This is a genomic window from Cupriavidus gilardii (assembly GCF_013347325.1).
GTDB lineage: Bacteria > Pseudomonadota > Gammaproteobacteria > Burkholderiales > Burkholderiaceae > Cupriavidus > Cupriavidus gilardii.
Window position 1 is genome coordinate 1,267,182 of the sequence record NZ_CP054626.1, and the last position, 24,679, is coordinate 1,291,860.

Here is a 24,679-nt window from a genome sequence, read left to right on the forward strand (position 1 = left end):
AGACAAACGATGGAACCCCACCGCATTGCCCGCCGCACCGCGGCGCTTGCCGTCGCGCTCGCCGCCACGCTGCTGACCGGCGCCGCCGCCGCCAGGGACATCCGCATCGCCCACGTCTACGACAAGACCGGGGCGCTCGAGGCCTATGCCAAGCAGACCCAGATCGGGCTGATGATGGGCCTCGAATACGCGACCGGCGGCACCATGACGGTCAACGGGCGCAAGCTGGTGGTGATCGAGAAGGACACGCAGGGCAAGCCCGACGTCGCCAAGGCGCAACTGGCGGCGGCGTACAGCGACGACCGCGCCGATATCGCGGTGGGACCGACCTCGTCCGGCACGGCGCTGGCGATGCTGCCCGTGGCAGAGGAATACCGCAAGGTGCTGCTGGTCGAGCCGGCCGTCGCCGATTCGATCACCGGCGACAAGTGGAACCGCTATATCTTCCGTACCGGCCGCAATTCGTCGCAGGACGCGATCGCGAACGCGGTCGCGCTCGACAAGCCCGGCGTGCAGATCGCCACGCTGGCGCAGGACTATGCGTTCGGCCGCGACGGCGTCAAGGCGTTCAAGGACGCGCTGAAGCAGGCGAAGGTCGTGCACGAGGAATACCTGCCGACCAACACCACCGATTTCACCGCCGGTGCCCAGCGGCTGTTCGATGCGCTGAAGGACAAGCCCGGCCGCAAGGTGATCTTCATCATCTGGGCCGGCGCCGGCAATCCGTTCAAGATCGCCGACCTCGATCCGAAGCGCTACGGCATCGAGATCGCCACCGGCGGCAACATCCTGCCGGCGATGGCCAGCTACAAGAACTTCCCGGGCATGGAAGGGGCGACCTACTACTACTTCGGCATCCCGAAGAATCCGGCCAACCAGTGGCTGGTCGCCAATCACTACAACAAGTACAAGACGCCGCCCGACTTCTTTACCGCCGGCGGCATGGCCTCTGGCATCGCGCTGGTCGAGGCGCTGAAGAAGACCGGCGGCGCCACCGGCAGCGAAAAGCTGATCGCCGCGATGGAAGGCATGTCGTTCGATACGCCGAAGGGACGGATGACGTTCCGCAAGGAGGACCATCAGGCGATGCAGTCGATGTACCACTTCAAGATCAAGGTCGACCCCGCCTTCGCCTGGGGCGTCCCCGAGCTGGTCCGCGAGATCAAGCCCGAGGAGATGCAGGTGCCGATCCGCAACAAGCGGCAATAAGGGCGACGAGCGGCAACCAGCGCCAACAAGCTGCAATGAGCCGGAATCCGCGTCGACAAGCGGCAACGACGGCAACGACGGCAACGACGGCAATAACCGTGGAGAGCCCGGTGCAAGCCACCCCTGCAACCCCTGGCGCGGCCCGCGCGGCCGCGCGCACCGCGGCCGCCGATAGCGCCGCGCCGCTGCCCGGCGGCGATGCGCGGCGCGGACCCGCCGGCGCGGCGGCGCCCGGACAGCCGGCGCTGGAAACCCGCGACCTGACCATCCGCTTCGGCGGCCATGTGGCCGTCAACGCGGTGTCGTGCGCGTTCCGCGCCGGCGAGCTGACCTGCATCGTCGGCCCGAACGGCGCCGGCAAGACCACCTACTTCAACCTGATCTCGGGCCAGCTGGCCCCGACCGGCGGCCGCATCGCGCTGTATGGCCGCGACATCACCGGGCTGAGCGCATCGGGCAAGGCGCGCCGCGGCATCGGCCGCGCCTTCCAGCTGACCAGCCTGTTTCCGAACCTGTCGGTGCTGGAGAACGTGCGGCTGGCGGTGCAGGCACGGGCCCGCATCGGGCTCGATCTGCTGACCGTCTGGAGCAGCCATCGCGGCGTCAATGCCGAGGCCGAGCGTTGCCTGGAGCGGGTCGCGCTGGCGGCCAAGCGCGACCTGACCGTGGCCGCGCTGCCGCACGGCGACCGCGCAAGCTGGAGGTCGCGATCCTGCTGGCGCTGCGCCCGCGCGTCTTCATGTTCGACGAGCCGACCGCCGGCATGAGCGTCGACGAGGTGCCGGTGATCCTCGACCTGATCCGCGAGATCAAGCAGGACCGCGCGCACACCGTGCTGCTGGTCGAACACAAGATGGACGTGGTGCGCTCGCTGGCCGATCGCATCGTCGTGCTGCACAACGGCAGCCTGATGGCCGATGGCGATCCGGCCGAGGTGATCGCCTCGCCGATCGTGCAGCAGGCCTATCTGGGCCTGCCGGCCGACGGGGAGGACGGCGATGCCTGAGCACACCACCTTGCCGTCCGCGCCGCAAGCTGCCGCTCGGCCGCTGCTGCGCCTTCGCGACGTGCACACGCATATCGGTCCGTATCACATCCTGCACGGCGTCACGCTCGAGGTGCCGCGCGGCGGCGTGACGATGCTGCTCGGGCGCAACGGCGCCGGCAAGACCACCACGCTGCGCACGGTGATGGGCCTGTGGCGCGCCAGCGCGGGGCGGATCGAATTCGACGGCAGCGACATCACCGCGCTCGACACGCCGGCGATCGCGCAGGCCGGCATCGGTTACGTGCCCGAGAACATGGGGGTGTTCTCCGACCTGACGGTGGCCGAGAACCTGCGGCTGGCCGCGCGCCAGGGCCCGGCCGATCCGCGGCGGCTCGACTGGGTGCTGCGCATGTTCCCGGCGCTGAAGGTGTTCTGGCATCAGCGCGCCGGCGTGCTGTCCGGCGGCCAGAAGCAGATGCTGTCGGTCGCGCGCGCCATCGTCGAGCCGCGCCGGCTGCTGATCGTCGACGAACCGACCAAGGGGCTGGCCCCGGCCATCATCCAGAACATGATCGCGGTGTTTCGCGAACTGAAGCAGACCGAGGTGTCGATGCTGCTGGTCGAGCAGAACTTCCAGCTGGCGCGCGCGGTCGGCGACACGGTGGCGGTGATGGACGACGGCCGCGTCGTGCACGCCGGCACCATGGCCGAACTGGCGGCCGACGAGGGCCTGCAGCAGCGCCTGCTGGGGCTGTCGCTGGCCGCGCATCAATGATGCCGGCCCCTGTGCGAGGAAACCCGACCATGACCGCTGGCAGCACCGCATCCAAACCCGCCGCCCCCGTGACCTCGGTCAGTGCCGACGCCACGCCGGCGGCCAATGCCACCCATCTGCCGGCGGCCCGGCTCGACTGGCTGCCGCTGGCGCTGGCGCCGCTGCTGATGCTGCTGGCGTACCCGCTGATCGGCAGCGGCTCGACCTGGCTGACGCTGACGATCGCCGGCCTGGCGATGGGCATGATCATCTTCGTGGTGTCGTCGGGCCTGACGCTGGTGTTCGGCCTGATGGACGTGCTGAACTTCGGCCACGGCGCCTTCATCGCGCTGGGCGCCTATATCGCGGCCTCGGTGCTGCTGCCGCTGGCGCCCTGGGTCGAGGCCGACAGCCTGGCGCTGAACCTCGCGGTGTTCGCGCTGGCGATCTTCGCCGCGATGGCGGTGGCCGGCGCGCTGGGCCTGGCCTTCGAGCGCGTGGTGGTGCGTCCGGTCTATGGCCAGCATCTGAAGCAGATCCTGATCACGATGGGCGGCATGATCGTCGCCGAACAGCTGATCAAGGCGATCTGGGGACCCGAGACCATCGCGCTGACGCTGCCGGCGAGCTTTCGCGGCGCGGTGCTGCTGGGCGATGCCGCAATCGAGAAATACCGGCTGATCGCGGTGGTGCTGGGGCTGGCCGTCTTCATCGCGATGCTGCTGGTGCTGAACCGCACGCGCATCGGCCTGCTGATCCGCGCCGGCGTCGAGAACCGCGAGATGGTCGAGGCGCTCGGCTATCGCGTGCGCCGGCTGTTCGTCGGCGTGTTCGCGGTCGGCGCGGGGCTGGCGGGCATGGGCGGCGTGCTGTGGGGGCTCTATCAGCAGAACATCACCGCGGCGATCGGCGCGCAGGTCAATGTGCTGATCTTCATCGTGATCATCATCGGCGGGCTGGGTTCCACCGCGGGCTGCTTCGTCGGCGCGCTGCTGGTCGGGCTGATGGCCAACTACACCGGCTTCCTGTTTCCCAAGGTGGCGCTGTTCTCCAACATCCTGCTGATGGTGCTGATCCTGCTGTGGCGGCCGCAGGGACTGTATCCGGTGGCCCGCCGCTGAAGCCGCGCCGCCGCATCCTTGCATCGCCACCGTTGCCCCGCTATCGAGACACCGACCGCATCATGATCCGACTGCTCTCCGGCGATACCCCGCGCAGCCGTGCACTGACGGTGCTGCTGCTCCTGCTGCTGCTGGCGCTGCTCTGCACGCCGTTCCTGATCCCCGGGGCGCGCGCGTTGAACATGGCCGCCAAGATCTGCATCTTCGTGGTGCTGGTGGCGAGCTACGACCTGCTGCTCGGCTACACCGGCATCGTCTCGTTCGCGCACACGATGTTCTTCGGCATCGGCGGTTATGGCGTCGCGATCGCGATGACGCGCTTCGAGCCTGGCTGGGGTGCGTTGCTGGCAGGCGTCGCCGGCGCGCTGGCGGTCTCGATGCTGCTGGCGCTGCTGATCGGGCTGTTCTCGCTGCGCGTACGCGCGATCTTCTTCGCGATGATCACGCTGGCGGTGGCGACCGCCTTCGCCACGCTGGTGTCGCAGCTGTCCGACTGGACCGGCGGCGAGGACGGCCTGTCGTTCAAGGTGCCGGCGATGCTGACGCCCGGCTTCGCGCTGGAGGACGCCGACGGCGAGGCGATCGAATGGCTGGGCGTGCCGCTCAATGGCAAGCTGTTTTCGTACTACCTGGTGCTGGCCGGCGCCGCCGTGCTGTTCCTGATGCTGCTGCGCGTGGTCAATTCGCCGTTCGGGCGCGTACTGCAGGCCATCCGCGAGAACGACTTCCGCGCCGAGGCGATCGGCTACCGCACCGTGGTCTACCGCACGGTGTCGACGGTGCTGTCGGCGGCCTTCGCGACGCTGGCCGGCGTGCTGATGGCGATCTGGCTGCGATACAACGGCCCGGATACCTCGCTGTCGTTCGAGATCATGGTCGACATCCTGCTGATCGTCGTGATCGGCGGCATGGGCACGATGTATGGCGCGGTGATCGGCACCGTGCTGTTCCTGCTGGCGCAGACCTATCTGCAGGACGTGATGGCGCTCGCCAGCGAGGCCACCGCGGCGCTGCCGCTGCTGTCGTCGCTGCTGCATCCGGATCGCTGGCTGCTGTGGCTGGGTTTGCTGTTCGTGCTCAGCGTCTATTATTTCCCGCAGGGCATCGTCGGACGCCTGCGCGCCGCGCGGTGACGACCATGACCGAGCTCACCATCGAAGTTCAACGCGAGGCGGGGCGCCCATGTACGTAGTCGACTGGCTGCACAAGCACGCACGGCACCGCCCCGACAAGATCGCATTGGTCGATGTCGACAGCGGCCGGCAGGTCAGCTACCGCCAGTTCGACGAACGCGCCAGCCGCTTCGCCGAATACCTGACCGACACGCTGGCGCTGGCCCCGGGCAGCCGCATCGCCGTGCTGGCGCACAACAGTTCCGACTATCTCGAGATGCTGTACGGCTGCGCCAAGGCCGGCATGGTGATGGTCTGCCTGAACTGGCGGCTGGCGCCGGCCGAACTCGCGCCGATCCTCGACGACTGCACGCCCGAGGTGCTGGTGGCGGGTGATGGCTTTCTCGATGTCGCCGCCGAACTGGCACGCGGGCGCGCGCTGCGCGCGGTGCTGCATCTGGCCGACGACGAGGCGGCCGACGTGCCGGCGGGCTGGACCGAATACGAGGCGGTGTTGGCCGCCGCGTCGGGGCGCATCGTCGAGATGCCTTGCCGCGACGAACACGAGGTCTGGCATTTGCTGTACACCTCGGGCACCACCGGCCGGCCCAAGGGCGTGATCCAGACCTACGGCATGGTGTTCTTCAACGCCGTCAACGCGACGATCGCCAACCGCATCACGCGCGACGACGTGATGCTGGCGGTGCTGCCGTTCTTCCATACCGGCGGCCTGAATCTGTACGCGAATCCGGTGCTGCATGCCGGCGGCACCGTGCACGTCGCGCGCCAGTTCGATGCGGGCGCGACGCTGGCGCGGCTCGATGCGCGCTCGGGCGCGGGCATCACGATGTTCTTCGCGGTGCCGTCGATCTACCAGTTTCTCGCCCAGCATCCGGACTTCGAGCGGGCCGACCTGTCGCGGCTGCGCAGCTGCGCGGCCGGCGGCTCGCCGGTGCCGCTGCCGCTGCTGCACGCATACCAGGCCAAGGGCGTGACGATCTGCTTCGGCTTCGGCATGACCGAGACCGGCCCGACGGTGTTCGTCGCCGACGAGGACACCGCGCGCCGCAAGCCGGGCACCATCGGCAAGCCGGTCGGCTCGATGCTGACGCGCGTGGTCGATCCGCTGGGCAACGATGTCGCGCCCGGCGAGCGCGGCGAGCTGCTGATCAAGGGGCCGGGCGTGACGCCGGGCTACTGGAATCTGCCCGAAGCCACCGCGGCCGCGCTGCGCGACGGCTGGCTGCATTCGGGCGATATCGCCTATGTCGATGACGACGGCGACTACTACATCGTCGATCGCGCCAAGGACATGTTCATTTCCGGCGGCGAGAACGTCTATCCGGCCGAGGTCGAGCAGGCGCTGTTCGCGTTGCCGCAGGTCGGCGAGGCCGCGGTGATCGGCGTGCCCGACGAGCGCTGGGGCGAGGTCGGCATGGCGCTGCTGGTGCTTCGGCCCGGCGCCGCGCTCGATCCGCAGGACGTGATCGCGCATTGCCGGCAGCGGCTGGCCGGCTACAAGGTGCCGCGCCACGTGCGCGTAGTCGACGCCTTGCCGCGCACGCCATCGGGAAAGATCGAGAAACACAAGCTGCGCATGCAATACCGGCAGCATTGATGCGGCGCTCGCATGCGGCGTTGCCATGCAAGGAGACCACGATGCAGCAGACACACCGACGCGAAGCGGCAGGGCAACGGCGCGGCCGGCCCAGGGCAAGGGCGGGATCGGCAGGGCGGACGCCGCTGGTCCCGTTGCTGATTGCGCTGGCCTGCATGGCGCTGTCTGGCTGCGGCTCCGACGATGACGACGACCATGGCGCTCCGGTCAACCAGCGTCCCGCCTATATCGGCTCGCTGACGGTGCACGACTACGACGGCAACGCCGACGATCTGCTGACCGCCGGTCTCGGCAAGGACGGACTGGCCGGCACCGCGCCGCTGCCGGCCGATCCCAACGCGCCGACCCGCACCGAGCTGCGCCGCTATGCGATCTGGAGCAACTACCAGGCGCTGGTCGACGTCAGCGCGGCGGGCGGCTACGGCACGCTGTACGGGCCCAACGTCGATGCGCAGGGCAATGTCACCGGCGGCCAGGGCAAGATCGCCGGCGTCGAGTATCTGGCCTACGCCGACGACGGCAGCGGCCGGCAGAACGTCACGATGATGGTGCAGATCCCGGCCAGCTTCGATCCCGCGCGGCCGTGCCTGATCACCGCGACCTCGTCCGGCTCGCGCGGCATCTACGGCGGCATCTCGACCGGCGAATGGGGGCTGAAGCGCGGCTGCGCGGTGGCCTATACCGACAAGGGCACCGGCGCCGCGGCGCACGATCTCGCCAACGACACCGTCGCGCTGATCGACGGCACCCGCACCAGCCGCGCCGCCGCCGGCCGCGAGGCGCATTTCGCCGCGCCGATCGACGACAACGCGCGCGCCGCCTTCATCGCCGCGGCGCCGCATCGGCTCGCCTTCAAGCACGCGCATTCGCAGCGCAATCCCGAGAAGGACTGGGGCCTGTTCACGCTGCAGGCGATCGAATTCGGCCTCTGGGCGATCAACGACCGCCATGGCGAGATGCGCGACGGCCAGCGCCGCCGCACCATCGGCAAGGACAAGCTGCTGGTGATCGCCTCGAGCCTGTCCAATGGCGGCGGCGCTGCGGTCGCCGCGGCCGAGGCCGACGTGCAGGGCCTGATCGACGGCGTCGCGGTCAGCGAGCCGAACCTGAACATGCCGCAGGATGCCGGCATCACCGTGCGGCGCGGCGGCACGCCGGTGGCCGTCAACGGTCGCACGCTGTACGACTACACGACGATGGCCAACCTGCTGCAGCTGTGCGCGGCGCAGGACCCGGCCAACGCGCAGGCGCCGGCGGTCGGCTTCTACGCGACGCTGGGCGCCGTCCCGGCCAACCGCTGCGCCGCGCTGGCCAGCCCCGGCATCGTCAAGGGCGCGACGCTGGCCGAGCAGGCCGCCAGCGCGCAGCAGGCGCTGCGCGACTATGGCTGGGAGCCGGAGTCCGCTGTGCTGCACGCCTCGCTGGGCTTCTTTGAAGTCGCCAGCGCGGTGTCGGTGACCTATGCCAATGCGCTGTCGCGCGCCAGCGTGACCGACCGGCTGTGCGGCTACAGCTTCAGCGGCATCAACGCCGCGTTCGAGCCCGCGCCGGTGACGCAGGCGCAGATGGCCAACATGTTCGCGACCGGCAACGGCGTGCCGCCGTCGTCCGGCGTGCAGCTGATCAACGACCTGGACCCGCGCGGTCCGCGCCGCGATCTGCTGTCGCGCTCGCCGGGCTCGCCGGTGGACGACGCCAACACCGCGGGCGCGCGCTGCCTGCGCGATCTGGTGACAGGCAATTCGCCGCAGGCCCTTGCGCTGCAGGTCGGCCAGCGGCTGACGCTGCGCAACGGCAATCTGCGCGGCAAGCCGGCGCTGATCGTGCATGGCCGCGACGATGCGCTGCTGCCGGTCAACCACACGTCGCGCCCGTATCTGGGCCTGAACCGGCAGCGCGAGGGCGCGGCGAGCCGGCTGTCGTATGTCGAGGTGACCAACGCCCAGCACTTCGACGCCTTCAATGCGCTGGTGCCCGGCTATGGCAATCGCTATGTGCCGCTGCATCTGTACCTGAACCGCGCGCTCGACGCGATGTACGACCATCTGCGCAACGGCACGCCGCTGCCGCCGTCGCAGGTGGTGCGTACGGTGCCGCGCGGCGGTACGCCGAACTCGCCCGCGCCGGCAATCCAGCCGTCCAATGTTCCCGGCTTTGCCGCCAACCCTGCCGCCGGCGACCGCATCGAGGTCGTCGGGGGCATCGTCGAGGTGCCGCAGTGACGATGGCCATCCCGCAGCCTTCCCAGCCTTCCGGGTCTTCCGTACCGTCCGCGCCGCGCGTGCTGACGCAGCAGGACTTCGATCGCTTCGCGAGGCTGTCGCGCGACGACAATCCGATCCACTGCGACCCGGCGTTTGCGCGCGGCACGCATTTCGGCGCCACCGTCGCGCACGGCATGCTGCTGTTCTCGTTGCTGTGCGCGCAGATGCAGCGCGGCCGCGCCGGGCCGGTGCTGCCGCTGGCGCAGACGCTGATGTTCCCGCAGCCGACCTACGTCGGCGACGGCGTGGTGGCGGAGCTGGTGCCGGGGGAGGGGGCGGCCGGACGGATCGGGCTGCGCACCGCGATCCGTTGCGTGCAGCGCGGCGGCCGCGCGTTGCCGGCGGGGGAGGCGCCGGTCACCGCCAGCGGCGACGCCGAGCTGCTGCTCGATCCCGACGCGGCCGCGCTGGCCGGGCCGCTCGTGTCCGGTGCAGGCGGCGCGGGCGCCGCGGCGGCAGGCGATGCGGCGCTGTACCACCTGAGGCCGGGGCAGCAGGCCGACGCGGTGCGCGCCTTCGAGCGGGCCGATCTCGACGAGTACGTGGCGCTGAGCGGGGACGCCAATCCGCTGTATGCCGACGCGGCGCTGGCCCGGCGCCGCGGTTTCGACGGCCCGCTGGTGCCGCTGCCGCTGCTGGCCGGCATGTTCTCCGACCTGCTCGGCACCCGCCTGCCGGGGCGCGGCACCGGCTGGATGAAGCAGTCGCTGCGGCTGCGCGCGGCCGCCCGGCTGGGCGAGCCGCTGCGGGCCTCGGTACGGATCGTGCGGCTGCGCGCCGACAAGGAGTTGGTCAACCTGGCCACCGACATCACCGGCGAGGACGGCCGGCCGGTGCTGCAGGGCGAGGCGCTGGTGCTGGTCCGCAACCTGGAGCGCAAGCTTGCCGGCGATGCCGGCGGCCTCGCGCAGGGCCGCCAGACCGCGGTTCCTTCCTGATCCGTCCGATGGCGCGCTGCTTGCGCCACATCAAATACGCATCGTTTCGTCTTGAAATGTCACGGCAAAGCCCTATCTTCGGCAGTGACATCCGGTGTCCTGCCGGCCGACGACGCGGTGCTCTGCGACTGCGCCGCTGGGGCCGCCTCGGGACACGTATCCCAGTGAGGATTTCCCTATGCGTCTTGACAAACTGACTACCCGATTCCAGGAAGCGCTGGCCGATGCCCAGACGCTGGCGATCGGCAACGACAACCAATACATCGAACCGCAGCACCTGCTGCGCGCGCTGCTGGCGCAGAACGACGGCTCGGCGCGCGCGCTGCTCTCGCGCGCCGGCGTCAACATCAACGGCCTGGCCAGCGCGCTGGACGCCGCGATCAAGCGGCTGCCGCAGGTGCAGGGCACCAGCGAGGTCCAGCTCGGCCGCGAGCTGGCGGCGCTGTTCAACGCCACCGAGAAGGAGGCGATCAAGCGCGGCGACCAGTTCGTCGCCAGCGAGCTGTTCCTGCTCGCGGTCGCCGACGACAAGGGCGAGACCGGCCGCATCGCGCGCGAGCACGGCATGAGCCGCAAGTCGCTGGAGGCGGCGATCGACGCGGTGCGCGGCGGCGAGTCGGTCAACAGCGCCGATGCCGAGGCCCAGCGCGAGGCGCTGAAGAAGTACACGATCGACCTGACCGAGCGCGCCCGCATGGGCAAGCTCGATCCGGTGATCGGCCGCGACGACGAGATCCGCCGCGCGATCCAGATCCTGCAGCGCCGCACCAAGAACAACCCGGTGCTGATCGGCGAGCCCGGCGTCGGCAAGACCGCGATCGTCGAGGGCCTGGCGCAGCGCATCGTCAACGGCGAAGTCCCCGAGACCCTGAAGAACAAGCGCGTGCTGGTGCTCGACATGGCGGGCCTGCTGGCCGGCGCCAAGTATCGCGGCGAGTTCGAGGAGCGGCTCAAGGCGGTGCTGTCCGATATCGCCAAGGACGAGGGCCAGACCATCGTCTTCATCGACGAGATCCACACGATGGTCGGCGCCGGCAAGGCCGAGGGCGCGATCGACGCCGGCAACATGCTCAAGCCGGCGCTGGCGCGCGGCGAGCTGCACTGCATCGGCGCCACCACGCTGGACGAATACCGCAAGTACATCGAGAAGGATGCCGCGCTGGAGCGCCGCTTCCAGAAGGTGCTGGTCGACGAGCCCACGGTCGAGGCGACCATCGCGATCCTGCGCGGCCTGCAGGAAAAGTACGAGCTGCACCACGGTGTCGAGATCACCGACCCGGCCATCGTCGCCGCGGCCGAGCTGTCGCACCGCTATATCACCGACCGATTCCTGCCGGACAAGGCGATCGACCTGATCGACGAGGCGGCCGCGCGCATCAAGATGGAAATCGACTCCAAGCCGGAGGAGATGGACAAGCTCGAGCGCCGCACGATCCAGCTGAAGATCGAACGCGAGGCGGTCAAGAAGGAGACCGACGAGGCCTCGCGCAAGCGGCTCGAACTGATCGAGCAGGAGATCGAACGGCTCGAGAAGGACTACGCCGATCTCGACGAGATCTGGAAGGCCGAGAAGGGGGCTGCCCAGGGCGCCGCCGCGCTGAAGGAGGAGATCGACAAGATCCGCCTGGAGATCGCGCGGCTGCAGCGCGAGGGCAAGCTCGACAAGGTCGCCGAGCTGCAGTACGGCAAGCTGCCGGAACTCGAAGGCAAGCTCAAGGCCGCCACCGCGGCGGAGGCCAGCGAGCAGAAGCAGCCGAACCGTCTGCTGCGCACGCAGGTCGGCGCCGAGGAGATCGCCGAGGTGGTCAGCCGCGCGACCGGCATTCCGGTGGCGAAGATGATGCAGGGCGAGCGCGAGAAGCTGATCGCGATGGAGGACTATCTGCACAAGCGGGTGGTCGGCCAGGACGAGGCCGTGCGGCTGGTGTCCGACGCGATCCGCCGTTCGCGCGCGGGGCTGGCCGACGAGAACAAGCCGTATGGCTCGTTCCTGTTCCTCGGCCCGACCGGCGTCGGCAAGACCGAGCTGTGCAAGGCGCTGGCCGAGTTCCTGTTCGACTCCGAGGAGCACCTGATCCGCATCGACATGAGCGAATTCATGGAGAAGCACAGCGTGTCGCGGCTGATCGGCGCGCCGCCGGGCTATGTCGGCTACGAGGAAGGCGGTTACCTGACCGAGGCGGTACGGCGCAAGCCGTACAGCGTGGTGCTGCTCGACGAAGTCGAGAAGGCCCACCCGGACGTGTTCAACGTGCTGCTGCAGGTGCTCGACGATGGCCGGCTGACCGACGGCCAGGGCCGCACCGTGGACTTCAAGAACACGGTGATCGTGATGACCTCGAACCTGGGCTCGCAGATCATCCAGCAGATGAGCGGCGAACCGCACGAGGCCGTCAAGGGCGCCGTGTGGCAGGAGGTCAAGACGCAGTTCCGGCCGGAGTTCCTGAACCGCATCGACGAAGTGGTGGTGTTCCACGCGCTCGACCAGAAGCACATCGAGTCGATCGCGAAGATCCAGCTGCAGCGGCTGCAGTCGCGTCTTGCGCGCATGGACATGGCGCTGGAGGTCAGCGACGCGGCGCTCGAGCGCATCGCCAGCGCGGGCTACGATCCGGTGTTCGGCGCCCGCCCGCTGAAGCGCGCGATCCAGCAGCAGATCGAAAACCCGGTCGCGCGGCTGATCCTGGAGGGCAAGTTCGCCGCCAAGGACGTCGTGCCGGTGGACTACCAGAACGGCGAGTTCACGTTTGGGCGGGTGGTGCATTGACCCGCGGGGCGACAGTCGCTTCGGCGAATGCTGCCACATGAAGACGCCGGGCCTTGGCCCGGCGTTTTTTTATTTTGCCGCGTATGTTCGGATTTGGTCTGACGGACCGTGGGTCTCATGGTCCTCCGATAAGGGCCTCGGTAGCGTCGGGTCATGCCGACGATCCGCGCCACCACCGAATTTGAAGCGCGTTGCGCCTTGCTCGCCTGCATCTGGAGTAGGAAATGACCGCAAAACCCCGAATCTTTGACGTTGCCGATCACCTCAAGACGGATCGCCAGATGGCGCTGTATCTGGAGGCCTGTCTCGAGGAGCAGGATCCCGAGCTGGTGATCGCGGCGCTGGGCGACATCGTTCGTGCGAAGGGCCTTCACGATGTGGCAGTACGCGCCGGTCTGTCCGTCGACGCGCTCGGCAAGGTTCTGAATACGAAGTCGGCCGCTGACTTTGCGACTGTCTTGAGGATTGTCGCGGCGCTTGGCTTGCGTCTGCATGCCATTCCGGCCACTGTTCATGGCAAGACGGGAGCCGCCGCCCTCGCGCAATGGTCCCTTGAAGTCGGCAAGCGCCTGCATTCCTGAAGCCTGACGGTCCGGTTCGGGTTTCCCTCTCCCGCTTGCGGGACGGGGCGGGGGAGAGGGCAAGCGGCTCTTGTTATGCCACTGTGGATTGAAACCACCTCCCTCTCCCCGACCCTCTCCCCCTGAGGGCGGGAGGGAGTACACCGATCGGTGCGCGTTTCTTGACCTGCATCAAGTCGCTGTCCGTTCCGCGCCCCTAACATCGACTCCGTCATGAAGCTGCGGGGGCGCACTTCATGACTGTCTACCCGTTTCCTTGCGGAAACTTGACCCGCGGTGCTCCCGTACCGCGGGTTTTTTCTTTTGGGGCGCTCGGCCGCGGCCCCATCGCCGCCACGGCCGCCACGGCCGCCACGGCCGCCACGGCTGCCATTGCCCCTGTCGTTACCCGAGGCACGGCCGCTCCGCGGCCTTATGCGAAAAACGTGCTTGGATCGGCGAAACCATTCGTTCCTTGTCGCTGCGGCGCCCGGTAGCCTCGATGCTGTCGCGATGGCCCATGCATGCCGTCGCGCATGCCAGCCTCATTTTTTCCGACGGACGGGAGCCCTTGAAGATGATTCGCCAGTTGGCCATTGCGGCCGCAGTGTTGTCCCTTGCCGGCGCGGCCGGTCTCGCGCATGCCCAAACGACCCTGCTCAACGTGTCCTACGACCCCACGCGGGAGCTGTATGTCGACGTCAATGCCGCCTTTGCCAAGGCCTGGAAGGCCAGGGGCGGCGACAACGTGACGATCCGCCAGTCGCACGGCGGCTCCGGCAAGCAGGCGCGCTCGGTGATCGACGGGCTGGAGGCCGACGTGGTCACGCTGGCGCTCGGCTATGACGTCGATGCGATCGCGCAGAAGGGCCTGATCAAGCCGGACTGGCAGAAGCGGCTGCCGCACAATGCCTCGCCCTATACCTCGACCATCGTGTTCCTGGTGCGCAAGGGCAACCCGAAAGCCATCCGCGACTGGAGCGACCTGGTCAAGCCCGGCGTGCAGGTGATCACGCCCAATCCGAAGACCTCCGGCGGCGCGCGCTGGAACTATCTGGCGGCCTGGGGCTATGCGCTGCGCCAGCCGGGCGGCAACGAGGCCAAGGCGCGCGATTTCGTCGCGCAGCTGCTGAAGAACGTGCCGGTGCTGGACTCCGGCGCCCGGGGCGCGACCACGACTTTCGTCGAGCGCGGCATCGGCGATGTGCTGATCGCCTGGGAGAACGAGGCGCTGCTGGCGATCAAGGAGCTCGGTCCGGACAAGTTCGATATCGTCGCGCCGTCCGTGTCGATCCTGGCGGAGCCGCCGGTCGCGGTGGTCGACAAGGTGGTCGACAAGCGCGGCACCCGCCGCGCCGCCGAGGCCTATCTGCAATTCCTCTATACCGACGAGGGCCAGGAGATCGCCGCGCGCAATTACTACCGGCCGATCTCCGAGAAGGTGGCGGCCAAGTACGCGTCGGCCTTCCCGAAGGTCAAGCTGTTCACCATCGACGAAGTGTTCGGCGGCTGGCAGAAGGCGCAGCAGGCCCACTTCGCCGACGGCGGCACCTTCGACCAGGTCTATCAGCCTGGCCGCCGCTGAGCCGCGGGGGACCGGGAGCGTTGATGACCCAAACTGGCACCGAACGCGGCACCGACCGTGGCACCGACCGTGGCACCGAACGTGGCACGCTCGCCCGCCGCGCCCCCGCCGATGGACGGCCACTCGCACAAGAGGGCGACCAACAGGATCTCGACCGGTGCGCCGCCGCGCGGTTCGAATCGGCCGGCGCGCTGCCGCTTCCGGCCGCGCTGGCCCGCTATCTGGAGGCGCTGCCGGCGCGGCCCGAGCCCGGCTATTCGCTGTGGCGCGACGCCCGCGGCCAGGTGCAGGGGCGCTTCCACCAGTGCTCGCTGACCAGCGCGTTCGCACCGCTGATCGCGCTGGCCGACCGCCGCGTGATCGGCCATGAGGGCACCATCCGGACGTACGCAGGCGAGCAGCCCGGCCTGGCCGCGTGGAAACTGTTCGCGCTGGCAGCCGACGACGCCTCGCTGGTCGCGCTCGACCGGCTGTCGCGGCTGCTGCATGCGATCAACTACGTGGCCGCGGGCGGCACGGGCCGGCTGGTGCTGAACGTGCACAACCGGCTGCTGGCGGCGGTGGCCGACGACCATGGCGCCGCGTTCCGGCGCGCGGTGCAGGCGCTGGACCTGCCGCAGTCGCAGCTGGTGATCCAGGTGCCGGCCAGCGCCAACGACAATCTGGCGCTGCTGCTGCAAGTGGTCGGCAACTACCGGCGCAACGGCTTTGCCGTCAGCCTGCAGGCGTCCGATCCCGCCGAGGCGGGCGTGCTGATCGCGCAGGCGCGGCCGGACTGGCTCAAGCTCGATATGGGCCGGCTGTGGACCGATCGCCAACTGGCGGGGCTGCGGGCCAGCGCCGCCGATGCCGGCGTGACGCTGATCGGCCGCCGGCTCGACAGCGCCGAAACCGCGCTGCGGCTGCAGGCGGCGGGCATCGAACTGGGGCAGGGGACCCATGCCGGCGCGACGCTCGGCCCGGGCGAACTGCGGCGCGCGGGACCACTGTCGTGCCGTCCCGACTCGCAGCGTCCCGACCCGCACCGCCGCGATTTGCGCCACCCGGACTTGCGCCACCCCGACTCACGGCGCCCCGATTCCCACCACGACGACCAGGAGGAACCCAGATGACGTCGCGTCTGCCGTCCCATGCCGCCGACATCGAGCTCGAGGTCCCGCCGGGGCTCGGCATCCTGACCGTGCCTGGCCTGCACGGCAGCGGCCCCGAGCACTGGCAGAGCCGCTGGGAACGCCGCTTTCCCGACTGGCAGCGGGTCGAACAGCGCGACTGGTCGCGCCCGAGCCTGCATCTGTGGGCCGAGCGCGTCGGCGACGCGGTCGCTCGGGTGCGGCGGGTCGCACCGCGCGGCGCGGTGCTGGTCGCCCACAGCTTCGGCTGCCTGGCGACGCTGCGCCAGGCGGCGAACGACCCCGACGGCATCGCCGGCGCCCTGCTGGTCGCGCCGGCCGACCCCGACAAGTTCGGCGTCGCGCCGCTGCTGCCGACCTTCCGGCTGCCGTTCCCGACGCTGGTCGTCGCGAGCCGCAACGACCCGTGGATGGCGCAGCGGACCGCGTTCACCTGGGGCACGCTGTGGGGCAGCGAGCTGCACGATGCGGGCAGCCTGGGTCACATCAATGCGGATTCCGGGTTGGGCCGCTGGCCGGGGGGGCTCGGCCTGCTCGGCACGCTGCTGCAAAGGATCGACGCCCGCGGCGCCGGCCGTGCCCATGACAAGCACGGCACCGCATGGGAAGCCGGGCTCGAAGTGATCCCCACCGTCCCATATATCTGAATCGACTAAAGACATGCGTAAATATTCGTTCTGGATATAAGCGCTGCTCTGCACAATCTATTGGTCCGCTGCCGTCGCCGCATAAAGCCGCGCCGGCGGTGCCCATCGCACGTCGAACGCACGTCGAACGCGCGCCCAGCGCGGCGCGCCACGTTGCCTTCGCCGGCTTTCGCATCCGACACCATGCCTGCCACCTTGCCATTGACCGATACCGTGCCAGCGGCGCCGACCTTCCCGCGGCGGCTGCCCGGCCCGCTGCGCGCCCGCCATACGGTGCTGCCGGGCTTCGGCCTGTCGCTCGGGTTCACGCTGCTGTATCTGACGCTGATCGTGCTGATTCCGCTGGCGGCCGCCTTCCTGAAGGCGTTCACGCTGAGCTGGGACAGCTTCTGGGCCCTCGTCACGGCGCCGCGCGTGCTGGCCGCATACAAGCTTAGCTTCGGCGCCTCGCTGATCGCGGCGATCGTCAATACGGTGTTCGGCCTGGTGGTGGCCTGGGTGCTGGTGCGCTATCGCTTTCCCGGCCGGCGCCTGGTCGATGCGCTGGTCGATCTGCCGTTCGCGCTGCCGACCGCGGTGGCCGGCATCGCGCTGACCGCGCTGTTCGCCGGCAACGGCTGGATCGGCCGCTGGCTCGAGCCGCTCGGCATCAAGGTCGCCTTCACCCCGCTGGGCGTCGTGATCGCGCTGACCTTCATCGGCCTGCCGTTCGTCGTGCGCACGGTGCAGCCGGTGCTGGAAGAACTGGAGCGCGAGCTCGAAGAGGCCGCGGCGAGCCTGGGCGCGACGCGCTGGCAGACCTTCGGCCGCGTGATCGTGCCGGCGATCGCGCCGGCGCTGCTGACCGGGTTTGCGCTGGCCTTCGCCCGCGCCACCGGCGAGTACGGCTCGGTCGTCTTCATCAGCGGCAACATGCCGATGGTGTCGGAGATCGCGCCGCTGATGATCTACGCCAAGCTCGAGCAATACGACTATGCCGGCGCGACCGCGGTGGCGGTGGTGATGCTGCTGATCTCGTTCGCCTTGCTGCTGCTGATCAACGGCCTGCAGGCGTGGTCGCGGCGCCGCCAGAACGGCGGCCGCCAGGCGCCCGCGCAGCCGCGCGGCGACGACGCGGCGGGGGCATCGCGTTCGCTGACCGCGGCCGGAGACTTCTGAGATGGCCGGCTCCCTTCCCGTGGGCGCGGCACGCGCGCTGCCGGCGACGCCGGTGCATGACGCCACCGCCGAGGCGCCGTGGGTGCGCCGCACGCTGATCGCGGTCGCCGCGCTGTTCCTGACGCTGTTCCTTTTCGTGCCGCTCGCCGCGGTGTTCTACGAGGCGCTGCGCCAGGGCCTGAACGCCTACTGGAGCGCGCTGGTCGAGCCCGACGCGCTGGCCGCGATCCGCCTGACGCTGACCGTCGCGGCGATCGCCGTGCCGCTGAACCTGGTGTTCGGCGTTGCCGCGGCCTGGGCCATCGCCAAGTTCGAATTCCCCGGCAAGAGCCTGTTGACCACGCTGATCGACCTGCCGTTTTCGGTCTCGCCGGTGATCTCGGGCCTGATCTATGTGCTGCTGTTCGGCGCGCAGGGCTGGTTCGGACCGTGGCTGGCCGAGCACGACATCCGCATCCTGTTCGCGGTGCCGGGCATCGTGCTGGCGACCGTCTTCGTGACCTTTCCCTTCGTCGCGCGCGAGCTGATTCCGCTGATGCAGGCGCAGGGCACCGAGGAAGAGGAGGCCGCGATCGTGCTCGGCGCATCGGGCTGGCAGACCTTCTGGCGCGTGACGCTGCCCAATATCCGCTGGGGCCTGCTGTACGGCGTGATCCTGTGCAATGCCCGGGCGATGGGCGAGTTCGGCGCGGTGTCGGTGGTGTCGGGCCATATCCGCGGGCTGACCAACACGATGCCGCTGCACGTCGAGATTCTCTACAACGAATACAACTTCGTCGCGGCCTTCGCGGTGGCCTCGCTGCTGACGCTGCTGGCCCTGCTGACGCTGGCGATCAAGACGCTGGTCGAATTCCGTACCCGGCGCGAACTGGGCGAGGCGAACGAGGAAGGCATGCCGGTCGCGCCGGCCATGCTGCCGGCTGCGTCGGCGCTTGCCGTGCCGGCGCAGGCCGCGGCGTTCGCCAACGAATCGGCGTGCGCCGCGCAACCCGCCAAGGTGCGCCGTCCGGCCGCCGGGGCCGATCCGCAAGACAGCTTGGGATGGACATCATGAGCATTCAGGTAAGGCATCTGCACAAACAGTTCGGCGATTTCGTCGCGCTGGACGACGTCACGCTCGATTTCGCGGAAGGGGAACTGACCGCGTTGCTGGGGCCGTCCGGTTGCGGCAAGACCACGCTGCTGCGCGTGATCGCGGGACTGGAGCGCGCCGATCGCGGGCAGGTGCTGCTGGAGGGCCAGGATGCGACCGGGCAGCCGGTGCGCCAGCGCCAGGTCGGCTTCGTGTTCCAGCACTACGCGCTGTTCCGCCATATGACGGTGTTCGAGAACGTCGCCTTCGGCCTGCGCGTCAAGCCGCGCGGCGAGCGGCCGGGCGAGGCGCAGATCCGCGAGCGCGTGCGCGCGCTGCTGGAACTGGTGCAGCTGGACTGGCTGGCCGACCGCTATCCGCCGCAGCTGTCGGGCGGGCAGCGCCAGCGCATCGCGCTGGCCCGCGCGCTGGCGGTCGAGCCGCGCGTGCTGCTGCTGGACGAGCCGTTCGGCGCGCTCGATGCCAAGGTCCGCAAGGAGCTGCGGCGCTGGCTGCGGCGGCTGCACGACGAGCTGCACGTGACCAGCGTGTTCGTCACGCACGACCAGGAGGAAGCGCTCGAAGTGGCCGACCGCGTGGTGCTGATGCAGCGCGGCCGTGTCGAGCAGGTGGGCTCGCCGCAGGCGGTCTACGAACATCCGGCCACGCCGTTCGTGTTCGGCTTCCTTGGCCATGTCAACCGCATTCACGGGCGGCTCGAGCGCGGAGCCGGGGGCGGGGCGCTGCGTAGCGGTGCGGCGCTGCTGTCGTTGTGCAGCGGTCCTGATGACGAGGGCCTGGGCGCGGTCGACGAGGTGGATGGCGCCGAGGCCATCGGCTACGTCCGTCCGCACGACGTCGAGCTCGAGCGCTATGCGCCCGGCGCCGAAGGCATCGTCGCAACGCTGCGGCGTGCGCTCGCGCTCGGCCCCGTCGCGCAGCTGGAACTCGAGCGCGAGGACAACCGCGAGCTGATCGAGGTGGTGCTGCCGCTCGAACGCTTCCAGCGCGACGGTTATCGCGAGGGCGAGCTGCTGGCGGCGCGGCCGCGCCGCATGCGGGTGTTCGCCGGAGAGCAGGGCGCGCGGCAGGCGGCACGCACGCCGGCATCGGCAGGGGCGTCGCGATGAACTTCCAGCAACTGCGATCGATCCGCGAGGCGGTGCGCCGCCAGTTCAATCTGACCGAGGTCGCCAACGCGCTGTACACCTCGCAGCCCGGCGTGTCGCGCCAGATCCGCGAGCTCGAGGAGGAACTGGGTGTCGAGATCTTCGAGCGCTACGGCAAGCGGCTGACCGGGCTGACCGCGCCGGGCCGCGAGATCGTCCGCATCGTCGAGCGCCTGCTGCTCGAGGCGGAGAACCTGCGCCAGGCCGGCGACGAATTCGCCGGCCGCCATACCGGCCGGCTGACGGTCGCCACCACGCATACGCAGGCGCGCTATGCGCTGCCCAAGGTCGTCACCGAATTCCGGCGTGCCTACCCGCACGTCACGCTGGCGCTGCAGGAGGCCTCGCCCAACCATATCGTCGAGCTGCTGCTGTCGGGACAGGCCGACATCGGCATCGCCACCGAGGCCTTGGCCAGCGAACCGTCGCTGACGGCGTTCGACGCCTATACCTGGCGCCATGTGCTGGTGGTGGCGCCGGACCATCCGCTGACGCGGCTGCCCGAGCCGACGCTGGAGGACCTGGCAGGCTTTCCGATCATCACCTACGACGCTGGCTTTACCGGCCGGCGCAAGATCGACAGCGCCTTCGCACAGGCCGGCCTGCAGCCGGAGATCGTGCTGACCGCACTGGACGCCGACGTGATCAAGACCTATGCCGAGCTCGATCTGGGCGTCGGCATCATTGCGTCGATGGCCTACGACGCGCGCAAGGACAGCGGCCTGGTGCGGATTTCGGCCGATCATCTGTTCGCGCCGAACACCACCAGCGTGGCGGTGCGCCGCGGGGCCTATCTGCGCGGCTACGCGCATGCCTTCATCCAGCTGTTCGCGCCGCAGCTGTCCGAGCAGGCGGTCAGCAGCGCGCTGTCCGAAGGCGGCAGCCTGGGCGCGCTGACGGCCGAGGCCGCGTAGGCGTTCGCGGCGCGGTTGCCAACGCGGCTGCCCTCTGCCCCGGCCCCTCTCCCGCAAGCGGGAGAGGGGAGAAACACCCACAGGGACTGCCATGCCGCAAGCATCGCGGCGCTGCCGCATGCCGGCATGGTTCTGCTCCGGGCGCTCGCCGCGCTTGCACTCTGCTGCGTCTCGTCATACGTGGATCCCGCCGCGTTCGGTTCGGGCCCGGCAGCGGCCCCTTCGCGCCGCCGGCTGCCCGTTCGTCGCATCCGGGTTTCATTCGCGCCGCCACCCGGGTTACATTACGCGCACGGACACGGGATGCGGTCCGATGCAGCGGCCGCGCGCCATGCTGCACCGCATCGCCGGTCATCCCGTGCCGCGTGCGATCCGCCCGACAGTTGGCGAATGCCGCGGTGGGGGCCGCACTGCCGCATGGAACGTCGGCGGGCGGCGGCTAGAATGAGGCAACAGTCCCTCCCCACACCCGCGTCGCCGAGGTGGCGGTGGAAGGACGGAGGCGACATGAGATCGACGCACCGCTGTTTCACCCATGCCATTCCCTCCCGCCTGACGCTGCTGGGGCGCGACCTGGTGTTCGTGCTCGTGATGAACGGCGTGATCGCGGTCAGCCTGACCTGGGGCTTCCAGACCGGCGGCACCTTCCTGAAGAACTTCGTCTATAGCCAGCTGATCGGCCTGTCGATCTGGGCGCTGATCGATATTCCGCGCGTGGTGATCTGGCGCAACGAGCGCCCGGCCGGCTGGCCCTTCATCCTGCTGGCGATCGCCGCGGTGCCGCTGGGCGTGCTGTTCGGCAGCTGGGCGACACGGATGGTGATGGACCTGCCGCCCAAGTCGATGGAAGAGGCCAACGACATGCTGCGCATGTGCCTGGTGGTCGGGATGCTGGCGGCCACAAGCATGATCTACTTCTACTGGTCGCGCGAACGCCTGGCCTTCCTGCAGCGCCAGGCCGCGCTCGACGCGCTGCAGCGCGAGGAGGCCGAGAAGCAGCTGGTGCGCGCGCAGCTGATGGCGCTGCAGGCGCAGATCGAACCGCACTTCCTGTTCAATTCGCTGGCCCACCTCGACGGCCTGATCGCCACCGATCCGCATGCCGCGCGCAAGCTGCTGCAGGGGCTGATCGGCTTCCTGCGGCGCTCGCTGGCCCATACCCGCGCGGAGCAATGCACGCTGCAGCAGGAGTTCGCGCTGCTGCGCAGCTATCTCGATATCCAGGGGCTGCGCTTCGGCCAGCGGCTGTCCTATCAGTTCGATCTGCCGGACGATCTGGCCGAGGTCGAGATTCCGCCGATGCTGATCCAGCCGCTGGTCGAGAACGCCGTCACGCACGGCATCGAACCGTGCATGGCGGGGGGGCGCATTACCGTGTCGGCGCGCGCCCAGGGCGAGAACGCCGTGCAGGTGTCGATCGCCGATACCGGCGTCGGCTTTGCTCAGGCCCCGGTCAAGGGCTCGGGCCTGGGGCTGACCCATGTGCGCGAACGCCTGGCGCGCATCTTCGGCGCCGCGGCCACGATGCAGATCGAGGAAAACGTGCCCAGCGGCGTGGTGGTGCGGCTGACCGTGCCCGTGACGCGCAAGCCGGCCGCGCAGGGCGTGCCGGCGCCGGCCGCCAGTTGCGGTGCGGCGCAGGGCGGGGCCGCGCCGGCGGTGCCGGTGCCGCCGATTCCGGCCGGCTCGGCCGCGTCGGTCGTCCCCCGATCCTGATACCGATTTCGCGGGCTGCGCCGTGTGTTGCCGCCGCCCGCCCCGTTAGCGCCGACGGTCGCCGATCTCCTTCGCGCCCCGTCGATGATCCATCGATCGACTGCCACCGATTCCACGATGACGCCGACCTTGCTGATTGCCGACGACGAACCGCTGCTCGCCCGCGTGTTGCATGCCGAATTGTCCAGCCTGTGGCCCGAGGCGCAGGTCGTCGCGACCGTGCATGACGGGGTATCGGCGCTCGAGGCGGTGCGCCAGCACGCGCCGCGCGTCGCCTTTCTCGATATCCGGATGCCCGGCATCACCGGCATGGAGGTGGCGCGCGACCTGCTCGGCAAGCCCGGCGCGCCGCTGGTGGTGTTCGTCACCGCCTACGACCAGTTCGCGCTGGAAGCCTTCGAAAGCGCGGCGGTCGACTACGTGCTCAAGCCGATCCAGCGCGAGCGGCTGGAGGCCACCGTCAACCGGCTGAAGACGCGGCTGGCGATGCCGCCGCAGGCGATGGACGGCAACGCCTCGGCGGGCGCGCTCGAAGGCGAGCGGCTGGAGCAGCTGCTGAACCGGCTGGAGGCGCTGGACCGCGACACCATCGCGCGCACCGGCGGTCCGTATCTGCGCTTCATCAAGGCGCTGGTGGGCCAGGAGGTGCGCATCATCCCGGTCGACGAGGTGATCTATCTGGAGGCCACCGACAAGTACGTCAACGTGGTGTCGAACAGCGGCGAGGCGCTGATCCGCACCAGCCTGCGCGAACTGACCCAGCAGCTCGATCCGGACCGCTTCTGGCAGATCCATCGCGGCACGGTGGTCAACATCGACTGCGTCGCCGCCGCGGTCAACCAGTCGCTGGGGCGCCTCGCGCTGAAGCTGCGCAACCGACCCGAGACGCTGCCGGTGGCGCGCCAGTACGCCTATCTGTTCAAGCAGATGTAACGCGCGGCCGGCGCGCGATGCGCCGTTTCCCCAGCGGTTTTCCACTATGATGCTCCGGTTGCGCCGCACCACCGCGGGCACCGGGGCGTCGCGCCGCCTTCGCTTTCCTTTTGCCGTTTCCCCGTTGTTTCCCTTTATTTCCCTGCTGATCGAGGAGTGAATTGCCATGGATTTCGCCACCACCGACCTTTGCGACGATCACGAGGCTCGCCTGGCCGACGGCTCGCTGCGCGTGCTGACGCCGGGCTGGCAGGCGTTCGGCAAGCGTGCGCGCTTTGCCGGTCCCGCCATGACGCTGAAGGTGTTCGAGGACAACTCGCTGGTGCGCGAGGCGCTCGAATCGCCGGGGCAGGGCAGGGTGCTGGTGGTCGACGCCGGCGGTTCGGCGCGCTGCGCGCTGGTCGGCGGCAATCTCGGCCAGCTTGGCCAGAAGAACGGCTGGGCGGGCATCGTGCTGAACGGCTATGTGCGTGACACCGTCGAGCTGAACGACTGCGAGATCGGCATCCGCGCGCTGGGCGTGCATCCGCGCAAGAGCGAGAAGCGCAATAGCGGGCAGCGCGACGTCGCGCTGCAGATGCCCGGCGCGGTCGTGCGTCCGGGCAACTGGATCTATGCCGACGAGGACGGTGTGCTGGTGTCCGACGTGGAGTTGGGCAAGGGGGGCAAGGGGGGCAAGGCGGCCTGAGCCGTCCGACAGCCCTTGCACACAATTTCACGATGCGGAAAGACGTTTTGATGCGCAAAAATACATGGGTGCGCGGCACAACCGTCGTTTCTCATGATGGGAAAGGTCTTGCCGTATCGTGAAATGTTTTCGATAACATACTGAAATTTAAGGATAAAAAATCTGCGGCGAAGGCCGCATCGAGCCTTGTTGCGTCGCGGGACGCTTCTCTACACTCTTATATAAGACATATGACTTGCGGCGCTTCCGGAACGCTGATGCCGGCACCGGCGCCCAGGTCGGCAGACCGGCTCCCCGTCCGGTCGCGTCGCAAAGATTTGCCGAACCCCATCAACA

19 protein-coding genes and 1 pseudogene are annotated in these 24,679 nt (G+C 69.2%); all 20 read left to right on the forward strand.

The features are described from left to right. Nucleotides 1–9 precede the first annotated feature (9 nt). The 20 genes and pseudogenes from FOB47_RS16085 to rraA all read left to right on the forward strand — a co-directional run bounded on the left by FOB47_RS16085 (nucleotide 10) and on the right by rraA (nucleotide 24,343). Nucleotides 10–1,209: a substrate-binding domain-containing protein gene (locus tag FOB47_RS16085; protein WP_174781525.1), complete on the forward strand. Its 1,200-nt coding sequence runs from the start codon at nucleotides 10–12 to the stop codon at nucleotides 1,207–1,209. Between the two features lie 185 nt (nucleotides 1,210–1,394). Beyond that, nucleotides 1,395–2,215 (forward strand): annotated as a pseudogene (locus FOB47_RS16090) (ABC transporter ATP-binding protein). Next, nucleotides 2,208–2,972, forward strand: a complete 765-nt coding sequence (locus FOB47_RS16095) for an ABC transporter ATP-binding protein (RefSeq protein WP_053821623.1) — start codon at nucleotides 2,208–2,210, stop codon at nucleotides 2,970–2,972. Before FOB47_RS16090 ends, FOB47_RS16095 begins: the two are co-directional and overlap by 8 nt. Before the next feature lie 29 nt (nucleotides 2,973–3,001). Then, nucleotides 3,002–4,072, forward strand: a complete 1,071-nt coding sequence (locus FOB47_RS16100; protein WP_390884871.1) for a branched-chain amino acid ABC transporter permease — start codon at nucleotides 3,002–3,004, stop codon at nucleotides 4,070–4,072. Between the two features lie 62 nt (nucleotides 4,073–4,134). Beyond that, on the forward strand, nucleotides 4,135–5,205 hold the full coding sequence (locus tag FOB47_RS16105; protein WP_174781526.1) for a branched-chain amino acid ABC transporter permease: 1,071 nt from the start codon (nucleotides 4,135–4,137) through the stop codon (nucleotides 5,203–5,205). Nucleotides 5,206–5,254: 49 nt separating this feature from the next. Further along, nucleotides 5,255–6,802: an acyl-CoA synthetase gene (locus FOB47_RS16110; RefSeq protein ID WP_174781527.1), complete on the forward strand. Its 1,548-nt coding sequence runs from the start codon at nucleotides 5,255–5,257 to the stop codon at nucleotides 6,800–6,802. 41 nt (nucleotides 6,803–6,843) lie between these two features. Continuing rightward, nucleotides 6,844–9,024: a D-(-)-3-hydroxybutyrate oligomer hydrolase gene (locus FOB47_RS16115; RefSeq protein ID WP_390884872.1), complete on the forward strand. Its 2,181-nt coding sequence runs from the start codon at nucleotides 6,844–6,846 to the stop codon at nucleotides 9,022–9,024. Between the two features lie 2 nt (nucleotides 9,025–9,026). Continuing rightward, complete coding sequence (locus tag FOB47_RS16120; protein ID WP_174782455.1) at nucleotides 9,027–10,004, forward strand: MaoC/PaaZ C-terminal domain-containing protein; 978 nt, start codon at nucleotides 9,027–9,029, stop codon at nucleotides 10,002–10,004. A 178-nt stretch (nucleotides 10,005–10,182) separates the two neighbouring features. Then, nucleotides 10,183–12,771, forward strand: a complete 2,589-nt coding sequence (gene clpB, locus FOB47_RS16125; RefSeq protein ID WP_174781529.1) for an ATP-dependent chaperone ClpB — start codon at nucleotides 10,183–10,185, stop codon at nucleotides 12,769–12,771. 224 nt (nucleotides 12,772–12,995) lie between these two features. Next, nucleotides 12,996–13,352, forward strand: coding sequence for an addiction module antidote protein (locus FOB47_RS16130; protein ID WP_174781530.1), 357 nt, complete (start codon nucleotides 12,996–12,998; stop codon nucleotides 13,350–13,352). A gap of 556 nt (nucleotides 13,353–13,908) precedes the next feature. After that, entirely contained in the window at nucleotides 13,909–14,916 is a 1,008-nt protein-coding gene (locus FOB47_RS16135) for a sulfate ABC transporter substrate-binding protein (protein WP_151023282.1), read from the forward strand. A 23-nt stretch (nucleotides 14,917–14,939) separates the two neighbouring features. Further along, complete coding sequence (locus FOB47_RS16140) at nucleotides 14,940–16,028, forward strand: EAL domain-containing protein (protein ID WP_174781531.1); 1,089 nt, start codon at nucleotides 14,940–14,942, stop codon at nucleotides 16,026–16,028. Then, entirely contained in the window at nucleotides 16,025–16,693 is a 669-nt protein-coding gene (locus FOB47_RS16145; RefSeq protein ID WP_174781532.1) for an RBBP9/YdeN family alpha/beta hydrolase, read from the forward strand. Before FOB47_RS16140 ends, FOB47_RS16145 begins: the two co-directional genes overlap by 4 nt. A gap of 183 nt (nucleotides 16,694–16,876) precedes the next feature. Next, nucleotides 16,877–17,851 (forward strand): sulfate ABC transporter permease subunit CysT, encoded by a 975-nt coding sequence (gene cysT, locus FOB47_RS16150; RefSeq protein WP_174781533.1) that lies wholly within the window; start codon nucleotides 16,877–16,879, stop codon nucleotides 17,849–17,851. Between the two features lies 1 nt (nucleotide 17,852). Next, nucleotides 17,853–18,905, forward strand: coding sequence for a sulfate ABC transporter permease subunit CysW (cysW, locus tag FOB47_RS16155; protein ID WP_174781534.1), 1,053 nt, complete (start codon nucleotides 17,853–17,855; stop codon nucleotides 18,903–18,905). Beyond that, nucleotides 18,902–20,053: a sulfate/molybdate ABC transporter ATP-binding protein gene (locus FOB47_RS16160; protein WP_174781535.1), complete on the forward strand. Its 1,152-nt coding sequence runs from the start codon at nucleotides 18,902–18,904 to the stop codon at nucleotides 20,051–20,053. Before cysW ends, FOB47_RS16160 begins: the two co-directional genes overlap by 4 nt. Continuing rightward, nucleotides 20,050–21,006: a CysB family HTH-type transcriptional regulator gene (locus FOB47_RS16165; protein WP_053821628.1), complete on the forward strand. Its 957-nt coding sequence runs from the start codon at nucleotides 20,050–20,052 to the stop codon at nucleotides 21,004–21,006. The genes FOB47_RS16160 and FOB47_RS16165 overlap by 4 nt, the downstream gene beginning before the upstream one ends. A gap of 507 nt (nucleotides 21,007–21,513) precedes the next feature. Continuing rightward, entirely contained in the window at nucleotides 21,514–22,722 is a 1,209-nt protein-coding gene (locus FOB47_RS16170; RefSeq protein WP_053821629.1) for a sensor histidine kinase, read from the forward strand. Nucleotides 22,723–22,839: 117 nt separating this feature from the next. Then, on the forward strand, nucleotides 22,840–23,655 hold the full coding sequence (locus FOB47_RS16175) for a LytR/AlgR family response regulator transcription factor (RefSeq protein WP_053821630.1): 816 nt from the start codon (nucleotides 22,840–22,842) through the stop codon (nucleotides 23,653–23,655). Between the two features lie 166 nt (nucleotides 23,656–23,821). Then, the gene (rraA, locus tag FOB47_RS16180) at nucleotides 23,822–24,343 is read left to right on the forward strand and encodes a ribonuclease E activity regulator RraA (protein ID WP_174781536.1); all 522 of its coding nucleotides are present in this window, start codon (nucleotides 23,822–23,824) and stop codon (nucleotides 24,341–24,343) included. Nucleotides 24,344–24,679: the final 336 nt, after the last annotated feature.